Source organism: Schnuerera sp., from assembly GCF_035459645.1.
Classification (GTDB): Bacteria; Bacillota; Clostridia; order Tissierellales; family Tepidimicrobiaceae; genus Schnuerera.
Map to the genome: position 1 here is coordinate 1 of NZ_DATHXO010000042.1, position 2,183 is coordinate 2,183.

The following is a 2,183-nucleotide window of genomic DNA, read 5'->3' on the forward strand; positions in this document are numbered from 1 at the left end:
GACCAGTTCCTTTTTCTTTTGCTTCCTCCCTTTTAATATTAGGTTCATCATCTTGACCAGCACATTTAATAGCTGCATACCGATTTCCTTCAAAATCCGTTATCCAATCTTTCATGTTATGGTTAAAAAGTTCTTCTATCTTTACTTGTTTTCTACTTTTTCTATTAAGTCTATATTTTTCTTTGAAACAAGAATGAATTGTAAGAGCCATATAATATCTCCAAGTCCCTGCTACACTAGTTCCAGGAATTTTGGGTATGTTTGTTATTGGATCTCTCACAATAGTATTGTCAACTCTCCCTATAGTAAATCCCCCTGTCCCTATATAGATAGGGTCTTGAGCCATAGCATATATTTTCATTATCCTTTCCCCTTTACTTTAAATTTTCTTTAATCCATTGTGCCAAAATTCGTACATGTCTATAAACATATAAAGCTCTTTAATAAATTTTTGATTACATAAATTTTCTAATTCACTCCACGAATCATTACCTAACATTTTCGCAAAATCATTTTTAGAAGTAACATCTTTCAATTCGAAAGTATTTACAAAAGCTGATAACATGAATCTATTTAATGTATCATTTTGGCAGCCTTGCCAATCTTCAAGTTTAGAGTATATAAGGTTTATTATAGTTTGAAGTTTTATCCTAATTTTGTTATTATTAAAATATTCCTCAAATTTATCGAAAGATTTCCATTCTTCCCATGTATAAGGTCTGTTTTGTTTGTATTTTACAATACTTTTAGCTCTTTTACTATTTGTAATATCATAGTAGATATCATTTCTACGAGTATTTACATCTAAATATTCAAAGTCAATTGTATTATGATATACAATATATTCTTCACCTTTTTTAACATTATTAACAGATTTAAACTTATATAAAACATCTTCAGCTTTTATATAAATACTATAAAACTCTTTAATATGCTTCTTATCTTTAATACACCCATTGTCTTCATTTAATGGATATATACTATAATAGTTCAATCTATCGTCATCGATATTTTTCTCAAACACTTTCTGTAATTGTTTACCAGTTATATTGCTTTTTAAACTATCCCAATCATCTACATCTCTTCTAATATTCCTTAAAGCTTTTATCCCTATATAAAGAGGTTTCTTATAATCTTGGAAGACTACCCCTATATGAAGTGGCAACTTCCCCATTACATATTTATATTCTTTGTAATATCTTTTTTGAGTTTCTTTTATAATATCTGTAACATGTTCAGCTGGAACTATAAATTGCCATGATATAGGGGTAGGATTTATTATGGATAGATATGGTTTATATGGAATATTCCTTGGATTATTTAATTCTATTTTACATTTGCTATTATCATTCAAATTGGTAATTTCAATGATTTTATCTTTCAACCATCCAGTGTTCTCCTTTAATATATGATTGTATGCTTTTTCTTTGTCCTTGTATTTGGATAATATAGAAACTGCTTTCTCTGTTGATGATAGAAGATAGAGATTGCCATGTTTGTCTGATTTAAAATGTAAGCCTTTGTATTCAAAATCTTTACCTTTATGTTTTTCTTCGTGTATGATGCTTTCCCATTTGATTCTAATATTTCTACCTTCCTTTAATTTTAAAATATCCATCATATCATTTTCTACATTCATAAGGAATTCTTTAGTAGATTCCCAAATCCTCCTAAACCTTGCAGGCGAAGGATTTTTTCTAGTTACAAATTGAAGTAAAATTCTAGATAAAAATTTGATATCTTCATCATTTAACTTGTCCCATTCTATTTCTCTATTCTGAAAATCAATTTTTTCTTCTCCTAAATTATCTTTTAAGAATTTTTCCCATTTATCTCCTATAGAGCGTTCTAGAAGTATTGATTTTATCTGTTCAGTAATATATGCAAATGAAAATATGCCTTTCGCTACTGTATGCGGACTATTTGTCCAATAATCATTGGCAATTTCACACTTGTCAATAAACGCTTTAAAGTTATACCTTATTTCTTCGTCTGTTTTAATTTCATATAAATCTATCGATTCATTCTCTAAAAAGGAATAAAAATAATCATTAAAAACATCTATCAAATTTTTATCTTTTAAATTAAACTCCTTGCCATAAAACACACCATTATATACCTTTTTATGCATACTCTTTATAATATTAGCAAAATATAGAAAAAATTTATCACCTTTTTTAAAA

General features: G+C 27.5%; 2 protein-coding genes. Both read right to left on the reverse strand.

Annotated elements, in window-relative coordinates; all coding sequences use genetic code 11:
* A partial coding sequence (locus VK998_RS00985; protein WP_325224474.1) for an RAMP superfamily CRISPR-associated protein occupies window positions 1-361 on the reverse strand: 361 nt, incomplete at its 3' end.
* An 18-nt stretch (window positions 362-379) separates the two neighbouring features.
* Window positions 380-2,183 (reverse strand): hypothetical protein (locus VK998_RS00990; RefSeq protein WP_325224477.1); only part of this gene is annotated, 1,804 nt, incomplete at its 5' end.